This window comes from Rhizobium bangladeshense (genome assembly GCF_017357245.1).
In the GTDB taxonomy this organism is placed as follows: domain Bacteria; phylum Pseudomonadota; class Alphaproteobacteria; order Rhizobiales; family Rhizobiaceae; genus Rhizobium; species Rhizobium bangladeshense.
Map to the genome: position 1 here is coordinate 158739 of NZ_CP071612.1, position 17708 is coordinate 176446.

Sequence of the window (17708 nt, forward strand, 5' to 3'; positions counted from 1 at the left end):
AAGCGGTCATGTCCAGATCGGCGTGCAAGAAGATTACCGGATAATATAGAAGAACATGCTAATTCAATTTACAGTTATTTAGTACAACCAAAGTAGTCTGACTGAATTCAGCTGTTCGGGGGAGCGGATGTTTTCGGTCATTACATGTATTCGGGATGATCACGATTGGCGGCTGGTGCTTGCCTCCGCCGCGGTTTGCCTGATCGGCGCGATGGCAGCGATGCTGCCGCTTTCGCGCGCTCAAGAATGCGATGCCGGGCGGCGCAAGCTCTGGATAGCCGCCTCGGCTTTCGCCTTCGGCACCGGCGTATGGGCAACGCACTTCATCGCGATGCTGGCCTATGACGGCGGCATGCCGATCAGCTACCAACTGGGGCTGACGGCGCTTTCCTTCCTCCTGTCGGTTGCTGGTTCGTGGGCCGCGATCGTCGTCGCTTCGGAGGGGCGCGGCAGGTTTTCGCGCATCCGCGGCGGCGTCCTGATGGCGGTCGGCATCGCCTCGATGCACCTGACCGGCATGCAGGCGATCGAGACACAGGCGATAATCCTTTACGATCCCTACATGACGCTGACTGCGGTTCTCGCGGGAGCGCTGCTGTCGAGCGCGGCCTTTCACGCCTTCTTTCGGTTAAAGGGCCCGAGGCGGCTGCTCACCTCGTCGGTCAGCTTCGTCTTGGCAATCTGCGCTCTCCACTTCATTTCGATGGCAAGCATCACGCTCGTGCCCGATCCCGGCAAAGAAGTTCCGGCAACGGTGCTCGATACCAGCCTGCTGGCGGCGATCGTCGTCATCGCGGCAACGGCTCTCATTCTGACCGCTATCGCGGTGGTCTTTATCGAAAGCCACCTGACGGATCTGAGAGGGCTCGCCAATGCCTCGCAGGAAGGATTGCTGATCCTGCGCGAAGGCAGGATCGTCGATGCCAATGAACGATTCCAGGCTTTATCCGGCTGGAAGCTTGCCGATCTTGTCGGCAAGGCGCCGTCCGCTGCTTTGACCGTCATACAGGGACAGAACGGGCCGGGCGAGAGGTTGCTCACCACCAGCAGCGGCAAGCAGATTGCCGTCGAGTTGAATACGAGCAGGATCGTCTATCGCGGGCACAATTGCGACGTACTGGCAGTGCGCGATCTGACGGAGCGCAGGCAGGCCGAGGAGATGATAGAACATCTCGCCCACCACGATGTTCTCACCGATCTTCCGAACCGGTCGTTGTTCGACACGCGCATCCGCCAGGCGCTGCAGATGGCCGAACGAAAGAACAGCAAGGTGGCGCTCTTCTATATCGATCTCGATCGGTTCAAGACCGTCAACGATATTTTCGGCCACGCCGAGGGCGACCGGATTCTCTGCAAGGTCGCCTCGATCCTCCGTCGCGTGGCCGATGAAAGCGATACGGTCGCCCGTCTCGGCGGCGATGAGTTTGCCATCATCCAGCCCGTCGGCCAGCAACCGGCCGCCGCGCAGAAGCTCGCCGCCGCGATCCTGGACGAATTCGCCGCCGAAATGGACATGGCACGCGACCCGACCGCCGTGGGCGTCAGCCTCGGCATCGCCCTTTATCCGGCCGACGGACGTGAGGCAGATGAGATCTGCAACAACGCCGATATCGCGCTCTATCGGGTCAAGCACGGCGGCCGCGGCAAGGCCTGTTTCTTCGATGCGGAAATGGACGAAGCCACGCGAGCCCGCCGCCAGATCGAAAGCGAACTGCGCCACGCCGTCACCCGCAACCAGATCCATGTCAGCTATCAGCCGATTTACGATGCGCAGAGCGGCGAGGTCAGCGGCTACGAAGCCTTGATGCGCTGGAACCGGCCGGGGCACGGCATCAGCGAGCCGGATGTCTTCATTCCGATCGCCGAGGAAAGCGGATCGATCGTCCAGCTCGGCGAATGGGTATTGCGTGAGGCCTGTACAGAGGCCGCACGGTGGCCGCATCCGTTGAAAATCGCCGTCAATGTCTCGCCGGTGCAGTTCATGCTGCCAAACCTTTGCGAGCGGATCGAGGCAATCCTCAATGAAACGGGGCTCGAGCCCGAGCGGCTGGAAATCGAAATCACGGAGGCCGCTCTCATCCGCGACCGCGATCGGGTGATGGCGACGCTGCAGCGCCTGCGCAGTCTAGGTGTTCACATAGTCATGGACGACTTCGGCACCGGATTTTCTTCGCTTTCCAACCTGCGGACCTTCCCTTTCGACAAGATCAAGGTCGATCGTAGCTTCACCGGCATGCTGGAACACGACGCGGCGGCGCGTTCAATCGTGCGCGCAATCATCGGCCTCGGTCACAGTCTCGGCATGCCTGTCGTGACGGAGGGTGTCGAAACCGAGACGCAGCGCCAGATCGTCCTGGAAGAAGGCTGCGCCCAGGTGCAGGGTTTTTTACTCGGCAAGCCGGATATCGAGCCGAGCATCAAGCTCGCTGCCCGCAAAAGCCTCCTATCCTCGACGGCCGATGCTGGCGCGCTGCCGATACCGTGGAGGCGACCGACGCGCCTTGCCTGTGAGTAATCTCGGTCAGAGCGCCTTGGCGTTTTCCAGCAGCCGGCGGATATATTCGAGCGTCAGCTCGCGCTCGAAGCCGCGAAAGCCTTTGAACAGCGCCAAGTCCGCCTCACGCGCCGTCTCGATCGCCTGTGCCTCCATGGCACGGGCCATCGGCGTGAGGAAGATCAGCTGCGCCCGCTTGTCGGAGGGATGCGGCCGGCGTTCAATCAGCCCGTCGCGAACCATGCGCGAAAGCGTATTGGCCATGGTCGCCTGCTCGATATCGACTCGATCGAGAAGCTGTTTCTGGGTCAGCCCGTCCTCGGCCCAGAGCTCCAGCAGGATGGGAAACTGACCGGGAGAGAAACCAAGCCCGACTGCCCGCTGCTGAAGCGAGCGGGCAAAACCCTTCGCCAGCTGGCTGGCAAGGTAAGCTCCCGAATCCATGCGGTTAAATCCCATGATTGCAAGTTAGGCCCAAAACTGTGCCGGAGACAATGCAGCAAATCGCAGAGGACGCTCCAAAAATGTTAGCCGCGATCAGTGCTTCGCAGGCCCGGAAAACAAAAGTCGCCATGACCTGGAGGTTGGCCATGGCGACTTTAAAATGGGGACAAAGGCCCGGAGAGGGGGATAAGGCCTTTGTCCAAGCCTGATGCGGCGGGGGACAAGCCGGTTATCAGACCCGCGACGCGATCAATAGCGTCGGTAACATAGATTTGTAGCTACGAATGTGGTTTTTCAAGGGTCACGGTACGTTACAAATCGGTAACAGTTCGGTGAGCAGAAATCCTTTCCGCTCCTGGCGCATCGAACTTTATATGGACCTCGTTCAGTGCCCGCGCTATCCATGCACGCATGAAAAAAGGCGATCACCTCTTCCTAGTCGATGGTTCCGGCTTCATCTTTCGGGCGTTTCACGCATTGCCGCCGCTGACGCGCAAGTCCGACGGCCTGCCGGTGGGCGCCGTTTCCGGTTTCTGCAACATGCTGTGGAAACTTTTGAGGGATGCGCGCAATACCGATGTCGGGGTGACGCCGACCCATCTTGCAGTCATCTTCGATTATTCCGCCAAGACCTTTCGCAAGGATCTCTACGACGCCTACAAGGCGAACCGCTCGGCGCCACCAGAAGAGCTCATCCCGCAATTCGGCCTCATAAGAGAGGCGACGCGTGCCTTCAACCTGCCCTGCATCGAGACCGAGGGGTTCGAGGCCGATGACATCATCGCCACCTACGCCCGTCAGGCCGAGGCCGCGGGCGCCGATGTCACCATCGTCTCCTCCGACAAGGATCTGATGCAGCTCGTCACACCGAATGTCCACATGTATGACAGCATGAAGGACAAGCAGATCGGTATCCCCGACGTCATCGAGAAATGGGGCGTGCCGCCGGAAAAGATGATCGACCTGCAGGCGATGACCGGCGATTCCGTCGACAATGTCCCCGGCATTCCCGGCATCGGCCCGAAAACGGCTGCCCAGCTCCTCGAGGAATATGGCGATCTCGACACGCTGCTCGACCGCGCCACCGAGATCAAGCAGGTCAAGCGCCGTGAGACGATCCTTGCCAATATCGAAATGGCGCGGCTTTCGCGCGAACTCGTGCGGCTGCGCACCGACGTGCCGCTCGATCTCGATCTCGACGCGCTGGTGCTGGAACCGCAGAACGGCCCGAAGCTGATCGGCTTCCTCAAAACGATGGAATTCACGACGCTGACGCGACGCGTCGCCGAACTCTGCGACTGCGATGCGAGCGCCATCGAACCGGCTGTCGTCCCTATCGAATGGGGCGACGCAGCCCGTGGTCCCGATCTCGACGCGGTCGAGCCGGAACCCGTTGCCGGCGGCATCCCAGAGGTTTCGGGCGAATCGGTGCCCGTGCCGCCGCGCGCAAAGGCGAAGGCCGGCGTCGAAGGTGCTTTTTCGCCCGCCGATCTTGCCAAGGCGCGTGCCGAGGCCTTTGCGACGCTGCCGTTCGATCATGCGAACTATGAGACGATCCGCGATCTGGCGACGCTGGACCGATGGATCGCCGATGCGCGCGACACCGGCCTGATGGCCTTCGATACCGAAACCACGTCGCTGGATGCGATGCAGGCCGAACTTGTCGGTTTTGCAATGGCGATCGCCGACAATGTCACCGACCCCACAGGCACGAAGATTCGCGCCGCCTATTTGCCGCTCGCCCACAAGAACGGCGTCGGCGATCTGCTCGGCGGTGGCCTGGCCGAAAACCAGATCCCCATGGATGATGCCTTGCCGCGGCTGAAGGCATTGCTGGAGGACGAATCGGTACTCAAGGTCGCCCAGAACCTGAAATACGACTACCTCCTGATGAAGCGCTACGGCATCGAGACGAAGAGTTTCGACGACACGATGCTGATCTCCTATGTGCTCGACGCCGGCACCGGCGCCCACGGCATGGACCCGCTCTCGGAAAAGTTCCTCGGCCATACGCCCATCCCCTACAAGGACGTGGCGGGCAGCGGGAAGGCGAACGTCACCTTCGACCTCGTCGATATCGACCGCGCCACCCATTATGCCGCCGAAGACGCTGACGTGACGCTGCGCCTCTGGCTGGTCCTGAAGCCGCGGCTGGCGGCGGCGGGGCTGACCAGCGTTTACGAGCGGCTGGAGCGGCCGCTGTTGCCGGTGCTGGCGCGTATGGAAGCGCGTGGGATCACCGTCGACCGGCAGATCCTGTCGCGCCTGTCTGGCGAACTGGCCCAGGGTGCGGCGCGCTTGGAAGACGAGATCTACCAACTCGCCGGCGAGCGTTTCAATATCGGTTCGCCGAAGCAGCTCGGCGACATCCTGTTCGGCAAGATGGGCCTTGCCGGCGGCAGCAAGACGAAGACGGGACAATGGTCGACCTCCGCGTCGGTGCTCGAGGACCTTGCCGCTGCCGGTTTCGAGCTGCCGCGCAAGATCGTCGACTGGCGCCAGCTGACCAAGCTGAAATCCACCTATACAGACGCGCTTCCCGGCTATGTCCATCCGGAAACCAGGCGGGTCCATACTTCCTATTCGCTGGCTTCGACGACCACGGGGCGCCTGTCCTCGTCCGAACCGAACCTGCAGAACATTCCGGTGCGCACCGCTGAAGGCCGCAAGATCCGCACCGCCTTCATCTCGACGCCGGGTCGCAAACTGATCTCCGCGGACTACAGCCAGATCGAACTGCGCGTGCTTGCCCATGTGGCCGAGATCCCGCAGCTGACCAAGGCCTTCGCGGATGGTGTCGACATCCACGCCATGACGGCCTCGGAAATGTTCGGCGTGCCGGTTGAAGGCATGCCGGGCGAGGTGCGCCGCCGCGCCAAGGCGATCAACTTCGGCATCATCTACGGCATCTCGGCCTTCGGCCTCGCCAACCAGCTCTCGATCGAGCGGTCGGAAGCCGGTGACTACATCAAGAAATATTTCGAGCGTTTCCCCGGCATCCGCGACTATATGGAAAGCCGCAAGGCGATGGCGCGCGACAAGGGTTATGTCGAAACGATCTTCGGCCGGCGAATCAACTATCCCGAAATCCGCTCGTCCAATCCCTCCGTGCGTGCCTTCAACGAGCGTGCGGCGATCAACGCGCCGATCCAGGGCTCGGCGGCCGACGTCATCCGCCGAGCGATGATCAAGATGGAGCCGGCCTTGGCCGAAGCCGGCCTTGCCGAGCGCGTTCGCATGCTGCTGCAGGTGCACGACGAACTCATCTTCGAAGTCGAGGACGAGGATGTCGAAAAGGCGATGCCGATCATCGTCTCGGTCATGGAAAACGCCACTATGCCAGCGCTCGAAATGCGCGTGCCGCTAAAGGTCGATGCCCGCGCCGCCAGCAATTGGGACGAGGCGCACTAATCGCCTCATCAAAAAAAGCGAAGATTTTTCCACTTTACACAAGTCGTTGAAATGGCAGCAAACTGTCTCGGAAGGCCGTCTCGGATTGGTACGGCCGGAAGGAACTTATTAACCTTCCTTTTCTATCCCGGTACGGTCGCAATTTGTTAGGCATGAGTGAGTAGCGGACGCATGCGTTTTCCCAGAACCAATTTGACCGATGCCGCGGAATTTTCCAGCGGGCTTGAAACGGAACTTCAGGAGGAAATTGCAGGCGAAAAGCCCGCCGCGCCGATCTGGCAGAGCAACTTCTCGCTCGCGCCGAACGTTCGCTTCACCCGCACGCCCGAAACGCTGATCAGCCGCCGCCGCCCATCGAACGAGCCTGTTCGCGGCGAACCGCAATCTGAACAGCAGGCAATACGGATCGAGCCGGTCGCGGTCGACGTCCCCTTCGACATCTATCTGCCGGAGCCCGGCGAACTTGCCGCAGCGCCGGCTCAGACGATCGAGACGCCGCAACCGCCGGCCGCCGCGGTGGAGGCTTCCCCCCTGCGCGCCGCTTCCGAACTGTCTTCGATTTCCGATTTCGCCTTCTGGGAAGTCATGGCCTTCGAAGAAGGCGAACCTGTGCGGGCGCCCGCGATCGTTCTTCCGAAGATCGAGACCGCGCCCGAATCGATCACCTCCCTGTTCCGCGTCATGGAATGGCGTCCGGGCGCGCTGAAGCCCGCCCCGTCGGCATCCCGCCCGACCCAGCCGCCGGCTGCCACGACCGCGCCGGTGGCTCCGCGCCCGCCGGCGGCGATTTCCCTGGAAAAGCCGCCGCGGGCTCGCGAGGCGACGATCGCGTTGGCGCCCCAGGCCGCACCCCAGGCCACTCCAATGCCTCAGGTCACGCCGGTGCTTCAGGCAGCCCCGATGCCTCAGGCCGCCCCCGTGGCTCAGGCCGCCCCGATGCTACAGGCCGCCCCCGCGCCTCGGCCGACGCCTCCGGTCGCTGCGGTCCTGCCGTCGCCGCGCCTAGCGACGAGGCCGGAAAAGGTCGATGCATCAGGCTATGAATTCCCGCCGCGTGCTCTCCTGCAGGAGCCGCCCGAACGTCTCGGTGAGATCATGTCGCAGGAGACGCTGGAGCAGAATGCCGGTCTTCTGGAGAGCGTGCTTGAGGATTTCGGCATCAAGGGCGAGATCATCCATGTCCGTCCGGGCCCCGTCGTCACCCTCTATGAATTCGAGCCGGCGCCCGGTGTGAAGTCATCGCGCGTCATCGGCCTGGCCGACGATATCGCCCGCTCGATGTCGGCGCTTTCGGCCCGCGTCGCCGTGGTCCCCGGCCGCAACGTCATCGGCATCGAGTTGCCGAATGTCACCCGCGAAACAGTCTACTTCCGCGAGATGATCGAGAGCCAGGATTTCGACAAGAGCGGCTACAAGCTGGCGCTCGGCCTCGGAAAGACCATCGGCGGTGAGCCTGTGATCGCAGAGCTCGCGAAGATGCCGCACCTGCTTGTTGCCGGCACCACCGGCTCGGGCAAATCGGTCGCCATCAACACGATGATCCTGTCGCTGCTTTATCGCATGACGCCGGAGCAGTGCCGGCTGATCATGGTCGACCCGAAAATGCTGGAACTCTCCGTCTATGACGGGATTCCGCATCTCCTGACGCCCGTCGTCACCGATCCGAAGAAGGCGGTCATGGCGCTGAAATGGGCGGTGCGCGAGATGGAGGAGCGTTATCGCAAGATGTCGCGCCTCGGCGTGCGCAACATCGACGGCTATAACGGCCGCGTCTCCCAGGCGCGCGAAAAGGGCGAGACCATCCATATCATGGTCCAGACCGGCTTCGATAAGGGAACGGGTGCGCCGATCGAGGAAAGCCAGGAACTGGATCTTGCGCCGATGCCCTATATCGTCGTCATCGTCGACGAAATGGCCGACCTGATGATGGTCGCCGGCAAAGAGATCGAGGGTGCGATCCAGCGTCTGGCGCAGATGGCGCGTGCCGCGGGTATTCACCTGATCATGGCGACTCAGCGCCCTTCGGTCGACGTCATCACCGGCACGATCAAGGCGAATTTCCCGACTCGCATTTCATTCCAGGTCACCTCGAAGATTGACAGCCGCACCATCCTCGGCGAGCAGGGCGCCGAACAACTGCTCGGCCAGGGCGACATGCTGCATATGCAGGGGGGCGGACGCATCGCCCGCGTCCATGGTCCCTTCGTCTCCGATGCTGAAGTGGAGAAGGTCGTTGCGCATCTGAAGACGCAGGGCCGCCCCGAATATCTCGACACCGTGACCGCCGACGAGGAGGAAGAACCGGAAGAGGAAGAGGCCGGCGCCGTTTTCGACAAGAGCGCCATGGCTTCCGAGGATGGCAACGAGCTTTACGAGCAGGCGGTCAAGGTGGTCATGCGCGACAAGAAGTGCTCGACCTCCTACATCCAGCGCCGCCTCGGCATCGGTTACAACAGAGCCGCTTCACTCGTCGAGCGCATGGAGAAGGAAGGCCTCGTCGGGCCGGCCAACCATGTCGGTAAGCGCGAGATCGTCTCCGGACGGGGCGACGGGGATTGATAGGGCACGGGGTGCCCTACGCACTCCGATTCATGTCCGTAAGGCTGCCAGCCGCACCGTCTCGCTGACGAATTCGGTCTTGCCGCCGGTATAGAAATCCCGATCGCCGCCGGCCTCCACAGCCAAGCGGCGTTTCAGCTCGGCATAGGCCCGGGCTCTTTCCGGGTGATCTCGGACATAGTCGCGAAACCGGATGCGCTCCCGGTGGGCGCGATTATCCGGGCCGCAGAGATAGAGCTTGAACCCGTGATCGTCATGATCGCGGGTGAAGCCCCATCGTTTCTCGCCTCTATCACCGTGGAAGACGAAATCGGTCGCGCGCATGATCTTGATTGCCATCGGCAGGACCTCGTCTGAGATCATGACGACATCGAGGTCGATCTTCGGCTTGGCCGCCAAGCCGGGCACCGACGTGCTGCCGATGTGATCGATGGTAAGCACGACCTCGCCGAGCAGCGCAGATATCTCGATGCTGACTTCAGCAAAGAGCCGCGGCCAGCAAGGGTCGTAATCGACGACTTTGATGGCGCGCATCCTGCTGCTCTACTGTGTCGAGTGCACTTCGGCCAGTAACCCGTCCAGGATTGCGATCATCTTCTGCTCGGCTTCTTCGAGCGAGCCGCTATTGTCGAGTTCCGTCACGTCGTAGTCGCCACGCACGGTGAGCGGGCCGCGGGCAAGCCTGGCCATGATGTCCTCATGTGTCTCGCGCCCGCGCGCTTCCAGCCGGCTGGCGAGCACTTCGGGGCGGGCCGTGACATTGATGACCTTCAGTCGCGGGAAAGCGGCCTGGAAGCGGTGAAGCGCCGAGCGTGAGCCGTTGGCCACGACGAGATGGCCCCTTGATAGCGCCACCGAGACCTCGGCGGGGATTCCGTATTTCAGGCCGTGCGCTTCCCACCAGACGGCGAAGGATCCTGACTGCTCCATGGCTGCAAAGCCTTCGAGCGAGACGGAAAGATGATCCTCGCCGCCGGCATCGCGATGACGTGTGATGACGCGGCGGGCGAAATGCACATTTTCGCGGCCGGAAAAACGCCGCGCAGCGAGGTTCATCAGCGTGTCCTTGCCGGCGCCGCTCGGCCCGACGACGACGACCATGATGCCGCGTTCGGCTCCGGCAGCCGCATGGGGTTCGTGCGGGGTCATGCGACTCGGCGTCCCTGGCGCCAGACGGAGCGTGTCACCGGCACGCCATGCGAGCGGTGGACGCGGACGAGGTCGGCACGAAGTCCGGTTGCGATCCGGCCCCGATCGTCGAGGCTGACGGTGCGAGCAGGAGTCGAAGTCACCATTGCGATCGCTTTCGGAAGAGTGATGCTCTCCACCTCGTCTGCGAGGATGAAGGGTGCATGCAGCAGGCTGAGCGGCACGTAGTCGGACGACAGGACGTCGAGCACGCCCATTTCGGCGAGTTCGCGGGCGGCGATGTTGCCGGAATGGGATTTGCCGCGAACGATGTTGGGCGCGCCCATCAGCACGCTCATGCCGTGCTCGTGCGATGCCCGGGCGGCATCGAAGCTTGTCGGGAACTCGGCAAGGCGGACGCCATTATCGATCGCCTCGTCGACGTGGGAAAGCGTGGCATCGTCATGGCTTGCAACCGTGATGCCGCGCTCGGCACAGACCTTGGCGATGGCGGCGCGATGCGGCGTCGAGTTGCGCGCCGATTCCGCCTGTCGTTTGGCGACGAACCGGGCGAAGGCTTCATTGCTCAGGCCCCGCTTCTTCTGATAGTAGAAGATGTACTGATCCATCGTCTGGAACTGCCGCTGCCCCGGCGCGTGATCCATCAACGAGACCAGCCGCACATGCGGGTCGTTTTCGAAATCGGCAAAATGTTCGAGCACGTTGTCGGCCGACACTTCGCAGCGCAGGTGGATGAGGTGCTCGGCGCGTAGCCTGCCTTCCTTTTCGGCCGACTGGATGGCGTCAGCCATCTCGCGCATCTCGCCATGTTCGAAACCGCCGTCCTCGTCCGCGCCCATGCGCAGGCAGTCGAAGACCGTCGTGATGCCCGATGTGACGATCTGCGCGTCGTGCGCCTGGACGGCAGCCGTCTTGTGCCAGCGGATGCCCGGACGCGGCTGATAATGGCCCTCGAGATGGTCGGTATGCAGTTCGACAAGGCCGGGAATAATGTAGTCGCCTTCAAAATCTTCGCCGACTACCGAATTGCCTTCGGAGATGTCAGCGATCTTGCCGTCGCGTATGAGGATCGATCCTGAGAGGATGTCGTCCTCGAGAACGATGCGGGCGTTGGAAAAGACGGTCTCTTTGCTCATATCGTCAGGTCTTTCAGCATTTGGCGCCGCGGAGCGGCAGCCAGGAATGAACTTTGAATGGGGCGCCGCGCGTCTCCTCGGTAAAGACGGCAAGCCCGGAAATCGAAAGCGGCCGGCCGATGAAACCGGCAAAACGCTCAGTCAGGATCGCCTTCATGACATCGGCGCGCTCGGCGGGTACCTGGCCGCTCAGGGTCATGTGAAAACCGAAATCCTCCATGACGTAAGGATAACCCCAGCGTTGCAGATTTGCGCGCTGGCTTTCGCTGAGCTTCTCCGGGTTGCGCCGCGCGATGTCGACATCGGAGAGCGCTGCGCGAAAGGGCTCGAAGGATTTTACCACCTTCGCGGCGAAATCCTGAAGAGGTTGATGAAGAGAGCCGGGAACAAGGGCAAAAAAGCGGCCGAGCTGGCCGAGCACGAGTTCGGGAATCTCGAAGGCCGGCGTGCGCGCAGCAAACTCTTCGGCAACCGCCATGAGATCCTTCTCGGTGACGGAGGCGGCGAGCGAAAACGGCGCCTTGATCGTGGCGTGAAAGCCGTAGCGGCGCGGCTCGGCGGTCAGCTCGAACTGTTCCGCAGCACCGAGCATCTCATGTTTCGGTGCAGGATAAGTCTCGCCCGTAAAGGCGTCACGACCGAGCCAGAGCGAGGCCGCGCCGGTCAGGGGATCATCCTTCGGCGGCGAGAAATAGAGAGCGTAGCGCAAGGCTGTTATCCTGGGGATCGTCGAGATGGGGAGCGCAATGTGCAGTGATTTGGCGGCGAACCGCAAGCAGGCTCCCCGGCTAAAAGATTTCCGTGACAGAATGATGATGCGGCAGCTCTTCAGTGGTTCTTTTTGCCCATCACGCGCGAGCGCAGCGCATTCGAGAGATTGTCGAAGGCAAAGACCACCAGGAGGATCAGAAGCACCATATAGGCGACCTTGTCCCAGTCCGAATTGGTCTTCATGGATTCCAGCAGCTTGAGGCCAATGCCGCCCGCACCGACCGCACCGATCACGGTCGCCGAGCGGGTATTCGATTCCCAGAAGTAGAGCGATTGCGAGATGAAGACTGGCAGAACCTGTGGGATGACGCCGAAACGTTGCACGGCGACCGGCGCCGCACCCACCGACTTGACGCCCTCGCGTTGCTTGTCGTCGATGTTCTCGAGCGCTTCGGCGTAGACTTTTCCGAGTGCGCCCGTATCGGTGCAGAAGATTGCCGCGATCCCTGGAAGCGGCCCGGGGCCGAAGGCACGGGTGAAGAACAGTGCCCAGATCAGCATGTCGATCGAGCGCAGGAAATCGAAGAGCCGTTTCGTGCCCCAGTTCACGGCGCGGCTGCGCATGATGTTGCGCGCGCCGATGAAGGCGAGCGGGAAAGCGACCAGGGTGCCGAACAGCGTGCCGACAAAGGCCATGACCAGCGTCTGCATCAGTTTCGACAGGATGTCGCCGTGCTGCCAACTCGCATTGTTGAGGAAGTTGTCGAACGCCAGCGAAGCATTGGACTGATTCGCATCGAGCCGTTCGCCGGAGAAGATCAGGCCGATGACCTCGGGCAGGCTGTGGCCCCAGAAGGGCGATTGCGTATCGAAGAAGAAGTTCGCCCAGCCGAGAAAACGGCGCTGCACATAGACCTGGCTAGTTCGAATTTCTGCCTGTCCGGCAAAGCCGTAATAGACATTCACCTTGTTGTCGTCCTGGTGCATCTGGGCTGGCGCATTTGCGAGCATGGAGGCGCGGTCGCGGGTGATGGTCACGGGATAGAGCTTGCCGTCGATATAGACATCGACGCGGCTCGGGCTTACTTCCAGCCGGTCGGCGTCGCTGCCGAAGGTGACAATGTATCTGCTCCCGTCGGCACTAGGCTTCAGCCAGTCGATATCGGCGCCTTCGGGATACTGCCGGCGACTTGTCCATTGGGGAACGACCTGATCGTTCTGGAAACGCAAGCGTGGCTGGGCACGCCAGGAATACCAGTCCTGGACATAGATCGCCGCACGGTCCCAGTTGCCGTTCACGAAAGTCGGAATGACGTTGAAGAAGGCGAAGCAGAAGCCAAGATAGATGAGGACTGCCGCCGAAATGAGGAGGAGACCCCAGCGCTGCATGAAGCTGCGATGGAAGACATCCGGATAGGCGGTCAGCAGGCGGTTGCGCTCGGCGGTGTCGAGGGTCAAGACAGAGGACATCACGCTGCTCCCCTGCCGAATTCGAAGGACTGCTTGCCGATCAGGCGGCGGCGCAGCCAGGCGGAGAACTGGTCGACGCAGATGACGGTGATCAGCAGCAGGATGATGATCGCGTAAGTCTTGGCGGCATGGTCGCGACCAATCGACAGGCTGAAGACCTCGCCTATGCCGCCGCCGCCAACAGCGCCGATAATGGTTGAGGCACGCACGTTGATCTCGGTGCGCAGCAGCGTATAGGAGACGAAGTTCGGCAGCACCTGCGGCAGGATGGCGAAACGCACACGCTCGATCCATCCTGCGCCGACTGCGCGCAGGCCCTCATCCGGCTTCATGTCGGCGTTCTCGACGACTTCGAAGAACAGCTTTCCAAGCGCGCCGACGGTGTGGACCCAGACCGCGATGATCGCCGAGATAGGCCCGATCGACAGGATCGCCGCGAGCAAGCCGGCGATGACGATTTCCGGAAAAGCGCGCATGATTTCCATGATGCGCCGCACGATCCATCGGGTTACGCCTGCACCGACGAGGTTGGTGGAAGCGAAAAAGCAGAGCATGAACGCGCCGCTTGCGCCAAGAATGGTGGAGACGATGGCGATGTTGAGCGTGATCGCGAGCTGGTAGAAGAAATTCGGAATGTAGAAACTGTCGGTGATCCAGACGCGGTCGCTTGTATAGTCGTATTTTATCGAACCGTCGGAAAAGGGCGACGGCAGGTCGAACATGGCGCGGAAGATCTCCAGCGGGCTGTCCGGCACAAAACTCTTCATGAAATCGAAGAAATAGGGAAGGCGTTCGAAAAACTTGCCCGAATTCGCGCTGTTGGCGAAGTCGAGCGAGGCGCCGAGGATGATGACGAAGACCACGATTGAAACGATGGTGTAGATCCGCCGCGTTCGAACTTGGCTCTGATAATTATCGAGGATGGTGCGGGAGCTCTCCTGCAATCCGTTCAGAGAGTTCGCGCCGGCCGAGTGCGCCATATCTGGCTTCCTTTTTGGAAAACGGCGGCACCATCATGATGCCGCCGCAAGACTGTTCAGACTCAGGATCAGCCGCCGATCACGGCCTTACGGGCGTCGATGATTGTCTGGTAGAAGCTCTGGTCCACCGGCGCCCAGTCAACGTAGCCGCCGCCGGTGAACGATTCGAAGCAGCTCTTGTCGGTCTTCGGCAGCTCGGCGAAGTAGGCGGTAACCTTCTTCTGGAGATCGGCCGGCAGCTTCTGGGAAACCATCAGCGGACCGTTCGGGATGAGCGGCGACTTCCAGACCTCGACGATATCGTCCATGTCGAGCAGGCCCTTGGCGACCATCTGGTGCAGGTTGCCGGAGGTGTAGCCCTGCGCCCACTCGCCCTGACCGGAACCGAAGGTGGTGCCGACGTCGAACTTCTTGTCGAGAACGCCGAGAACGAGGTTCTCATGGCCGCCGCCGAAGCCGGTTTCAGAGAAATACTGCTTGACGGGAGCGCCGGTGTCTTTCGGAAGGGCAACGTTAGGAACGAGGTAACCGGAGGTGGAGTCGGGATCGGCGAAGCCGAGCTTCTTGCCCTTGGCGTCGGCGAGCGTCTTGATGCCGGAATCCTTGCGGGCAACCATGATCGAATAGTAGCCGGTCGAACCGTCGGCCTGCTTCGTGGTCAGAACCGGGGTAACGGCGTTCGGATCTTTGATATAAACCGCGGCGTAGGAGGCAGCGCCCATGACGGCGAGGTCGATCGTGCCACCGAGCAGGCCCTGGATGACGCCGTTGTAGTTCGGCGATGGGAAGAGCTGGACTTCGGAAACACCGGTGGCAGCGGTCAGGCCCGGCTTGACGCACTCGGTGCGGCGAACCTGGTCGGCTTCGTTTTCACCGCCATCGAGTCCGATGCGGAGCACCTTGACGTCCTGTGCGGCGGCATTGCCGGCGAGGGCGGCTACGGCGATGGTAGCCATCAGGATATTGCGGAATGCAGACATGGAAGTCTCCTTTTGTGACGTGGCTTGTCAGTTGGTTCTCCGGCCGTTGTCCCGTCGGCCGGAAACGGTTCAATGCATGGCGGCGGCTTTGGCCGTCATGCCGGATGATGCGATTTCGGGGCGACGAGTGGATTCAATGCTGGTCGAGGTCACCGTTTCGTCGATGCCGGCGCCGTCCTTATCCGTCCCGTAGATTTCCTTGACAGCCTCCGCGGTCAACTCCGAGGGCTTTCCGTCGAAGACGACGCGGCCACCGGCCATGCCGATGATGCGCTCACAGTAGTTGCGGGCGGTGTCGAGCGTGTGCAGATTGGTGATTACGATGATGCCCTCGCGCTCGTTGATATCGCGCAGCGCATCCATGACGATCTTGGCGTTCAGCGGGTCGAGCGAGGCGATCGGCTCGTCGGCGAGAACCATCTTCGGGTTCTGCATGAGCGCGCGGGCAATCGCCACGCGCTGCTGTTGTCCGCCGGAAAGCGTGCCGGCCGGCTGCAGCGCCGTCTGCTCAATGCCGAGGCGTTCGAGCGCGGCGATGGCGTGAATACGCTCCTCGCGTGTGAAGACGCTGAGCAGGCTCAGAAGCGTCGAGCGGTGATTGAGCCGGCCGAGCATGACATTTGTGAGAACATCAAGGCGCGGCACCAGGTTGAACTGCTGGAAGATCATCGCACAGTCGCGCTGCCAGTTGCGCAGCGCCCGGCCACGAAGTCCGGAGACTTCGACGCCGGCAAAGTGAATCGAGCCGGAGCTCGGCTCCTGGAGCCGGTTGATAATGCGCAGGAGCGTCGACTTGCCGGCGCCGGAGCGGCCGATGATGCCAACCATCTGACCCTGAGAAATCTCGAGTGTGACGGCGTCGACGGCGAGTTTGTTTCCGAATCGACGTGTGACATCCTTCAGCGTGAACATCATGCTCTTCCCCTGCATCCCGGGCCTTTATCAGGATCGCATTAGTCCCGCTTGATGACCCTCAGATGTCATATTTGTGTAAGTCTTGTCACAATTCCTGGCGCTGGTATCGGAGGTTTAGCCGCCGTAGCGGGAGAGGAAATCTTCCGCGCTCAGGTTGCGAAAATCCTGGAGTGCCAGGCGCAGCCGGTCATGTTCCCAATCCCACCAGGCGAGTTCGTCCATGCGTTCTCCGAGCGCCTCAGAAAACCGATCGCGGATCAGCCGGGCCGGGACGCCGCCGACGATCGTGTAGGACGCGACGTCTTTCGATACGACGGCACCGGCGCCTATCACCGCGCCGTTGCCGACGCTGACGCCCGGCAGGATCGTCGCCCCATGGCCGATCCAGACGTCATTGCCGATCGTCACGCGATTCAAGCGCCGCCAGGCGAAGAAATCCTCCTCCATGTCGCCGTCCGGCCAGTAATCTGCGGCGCGATAGGTGAAATGGTGCAGCGTCGCGCGCCAGGTCGGATGGTTGGTGGCGTTGATGCGAACGGCGGCGGCAATATTGACGAATTTGCCGATCGTCGCGCACCAGATGGAGCCGTCCTGCATGATGTAGGAATAGTCGCCGAAGGTTACCTCGCTGATGCGGCAGCGTTCCGAGATTTCGGTATAGCGCCCGAGGGTGGAATCGCTGACGGATGCAGTCTCGTCGATATAGGGCTCAAGGCCCAGCTTCCGGTTCATGCAGCGATCTTTCGTGGAGAGAACTGCTGGACATCGAGGATGCGCTCGGCGACGGCTTCGCGCACTTCCTCGTCGTGGAAGATGCCGAGGAGAGCAACGCCCGCCCGCTTCTTTTCGGCAATCATGCTGACGACGACGGCCCGATTTCGTGCATCGAGCGACGCTGTGGGTTCGTCGAGAAGCAGGATCGTATGGTCGGTGATGAAGCCGCGCGCGATGTTGACCCGTTGTTGTTCTCCGCCCGAAAAGGTGGCGGGCGGAAGCTGCCAGAGCGTTTCGGGCAGGTTGAGTTTGGCGAGCAGGGCACCGGCCTTTTCCCGCGCCGCCACGGCCTGTTCGCCGCGTGCGACAAGCGGCTCGGCCACTACGTCTATGGCCGCGACACGCGGGACGGTGCGCAGGAATTGGCTGACATAGCCGAGCGTATGGCGCCGCACGTTGAGCACGGTGCGCGGGTCGGCCGAGGCAAGATCGACGATGCGCCCGTCGTGGTGGACGAGGATCTGCCCGGTATCGACGGCATAATTGCCGTAGATCATCTTGAGCAGCGAGCTCTTGCCGATGCCAGAGGGGCCGCCGAGCACGACGCATTCGCCTGACGACACAGAGAAGGCGACGTCGGAGACGACGGGCAGCCTGATGCCGTCGCGCAGGTGCATGGTGAAGCTTTTCGAGACTTCGGAAACGACGAGGGGCGTGGCCATGATTCTTCTTTCCTGGTTTCTAA

Annotated in this window: 14 protein-coding genes; 3 read left to right on the top strand and 11 right to left on the bottom strand. The window is 61.8% G+C overall.

Annotation, left to right across the window (positions count from 1 at the left end; all coding sequences use genetic code 11):
* The first annotated feature begins 127 nt into the window (after positions 1-127).
* Entirely contained in the window at positions 128-2515 is a 2388-nt protein-coding gene (locus tag J2J98_RS00760; RefSeq protein ID WP_207602079.1) for a bifunctional diguanylate cyclase/phosphodiesterase, read from the top strand.
* A 6-nt stretch (positions 2516-2521) separates the two neighbouring features.
* Here J2J98_RS00760 and J2J98_RS00765 read toward each other — a convergent pair whose 3' ends face one another.
* Positions 2522-2938: a MarR family winged helix-turn-helix transcriptional regulator gene (locus tag J2J98_RS00765; protein WP_138394431.1), complete on the bottom strand. Its 417-nt coding sequence runs from the start codon at positions 2936-2938 to the stop codon at positions 2522-2524.
* A gap of 411 nt (positions 2939-3349) precedes the next feature.
* On the opposite strand from J2J98_RS00765, the gene polA reads away from it, so the two are divergent.
* On the top strand, positions 3350-6349 hold the full coding sequence (gene polA / locus J2J98_RS00770) for a DNA polymerase I (RefSeq protein WP_207602080.1): 3000 nt from the start codon (positions 3350-3352) through the stop codon (positions 6347-6349).
* A gap of 171 nt (positions 6350-6520) precedes the next feature.
* A complete protein-coding gene (locus J2J98_RS00775; RefSeq protein WP_207602081.1) occupies positions 6521-8908 on the top strand; it encodes a DNA translocase FtsK in 2388 nt (795 codons plus the stop codon).
* 30 nt (positions 8909-8938) lie between these two features.
* On the opposite strand, the gene J2J98_RS00780 is transcribed toward J2J98_RS00775, so the two are convergent.
* The 10 genes from J2J98_RS00780 to phnL all read right to left on the bottom strand — a co-directional run bounded on the left by J2J98_RS00780 (position 8939) and on the right by phnL (position 17685).
* Entirely contained in the window at positions 8939-9442 is a 504-nt protein-coding gene (locus J2J98_RS00780) for a GrpB family protein (RefSeq protein ID WP_207602082.1), read from the bottom strand.
* Between the two features lie 9 nt (positions 9443-9451).
* Positions 9452-10057: a phosphonate metabolism protein/1,5-bisphosphokinase (PRPP-forming) PhnN gene (phnN, locus tag J2J98_RS00785; RefSeq protein ID WP_207602083.1), complete on the bottom strand. Its 606-nt coding sequence runs from the start codon at positions 10055-10057 to the stop codon at positions 9452-9454.
* Positions 10054-11193, bottom strand: coding sequence for an alpha-D-ribose 1-methylphosphonate 5-triphosphate diphosphatase (locus J2J98_RS00790; RefSeq protein ID WP_207602084.1), 1140 nt, complete (start codon positions 11191-11193; stop codon positions 10054-10056). The genes phnN and J2J98_RS00790 overlap by 4 nt, the downstream gene beginning before the upstream one ends.
* Positions 11194-11206: 13 nt before the next feature.
* Positions 11207-11902 (bottom strand): DUF1045 domain-containing protein, encoded by a 696-nt coding sequence (locus J2J98_RS00795; protein WP_207602085.1) that lies wholly within the window; start codon positions 11900-11902, stop codon positions 11207-11209.
* A 119-nt stretch (positions 11903-12021) separates the two neighbouring features.
* Entirely contained in the window at positions 12022-13374 is a 1353-nt protein-coding gene (gene phnE, locus J2J98_RS00800; RefSeq protein ID WP_207602086.1) for a phosphonate ABC transporter, permease protein PhnE, read from the bottom strand.
* Positions 13374-14354 carry a phosphonate ABC transporter, permease protein PhnE gene (gene phnE / locus J2J98_RS00805; protein ID WP_207602087.1) on the bottom strand — a complete coding sequence of 327 codons (981 nt, stop codon included), beginning with the start codon at positions 14352-14354 and terminating at the stop codon, positions 13374-13376. Before phnE (J2J98_RS00805) ends, phnE (J2J98_RS00800) begins: the two co-directional genes overlap by 1 nt.
* A 68-nt stretch (positions 14355-14422) precedes the next feature.
* Complete coding sequence (gene phnD / locus J2J98_RS00810) at positions 14423-15334, bottom strand: phosphonate ABC transporter substrate-binding protein (RefSeq protein ID WP_138394424.1); 912 nt, start codon at positions 15332-15334, stop codon at positions 14423-14425.
* 69 nt (positions 15335-15403) lie between these two features.
* Positions 15404-16246, bottom strand: coding sequence for a phosphonate ABC transporter ATP-binding protein (gene phnC / locus J2J98_RS00815; RefSeq protein WP_207603059.1), 843 nt, complete (start codon positions 16244-16246; stop codon positions 15404-15406).
* A gap of 117 nt (positions 16247-16363) precedes the next feature.
* Positions 16364-16981 (bottom strand): DapH/DapD/GlmU-related protein, encoded by a 618-nt coding sequence (locus tag J2J98_RS00820; RefSeq protein ID WP_207602088.1) that lies wholly within the window; start codon positions 16979-16981, stop codon positions 16364-16366.
* Positions 16978-17685 (bottom strand): phosphonate C-P lyase system protein PhnL, encoded by a 708-nt coding sequence (gene phnL, locus J2J98_RS00825; protein ID WP_207602089.1) that lies wholly within the window; start codon positions 17683-17685, stop codon positions 16978-16980. The genes J2J98_RS00820 and phnL overlap by 4 nt, the downstream gene beginning before the upstream one ends.
* Between the last annotated feature and the right edge of the window lie 23 nt (positions 17686-17708).